Source organism: Pseudomonas sp. EL_65y_Pfl1_R83 (genome assembly GCF_963970695.1).
Classification (GTDB): Bacteria; Pseudomonadota; Gammaproteobacteria; order Pseudomonadales; family Pseudomonadaceae; genus Aquipseudomonas; species Aquipseudomonas tritici.
This window is the reverse complement of record NZ_CAXAQI010000375.1, coordinates 1-467: the sequence shown is the minus strand read 5'-3', so window position 1 is coordinate 467 and position 467 is coordinate 1. Positions and strand designations below refer to the sequence as shown.

At 64.2% G+C, this 467-nt stretch carries 1 pseudogene; it reads right to left on the bottom strand.

Features of this window, described 5'->3' with window-relative positions:
* A pseudogene (locus AACY08_RS29375) lies at positions 1–467 on the bottom strand (transporter substrate-binding domain-containing protein); the annotation flags it as partial.

Genomic DNA, 467 nt, shown 5'->3' with positions numbered 1-467 from the left:
CGTCGCTGCGCAGCGCGCCGCCGAATTGGCCGCTCATGTAAAAATCGGGAATGCTGTTGAGCTCGACCGCAATTTTGTGGCCCTTGAACCGGGCCGGCGGATCCTCGCAATCGACCGCGCGGCCGCAGCCGATCGCGAAGCTCTCGCGATAATAGGGTGCGACGATCACGACGCGATCGTTGCGCAACGCAAAGGCGCGGTCGAACGGCGCGTGCATCATGATGTCCGACAGCGTGCCGCCGGTGGCGGGGCCTTTCCACACCATGTTGCGCAAGTCGTCGTCGACATCGTCGCCGGCAAGGAAGTCCCGAAACTCGGGCCTGACGCCCAGCTTGTGCGCGATTGCAGTACCGAGATCGACGTCGATCCCGCGCAGCGTTGCGCCTTCCAACCACGCCCAAGGCGCGAAATCGCGATAGACCGCGATGCGCAGTATGCCAGCGCTCCGGATCTTTTCGAGCGACGCC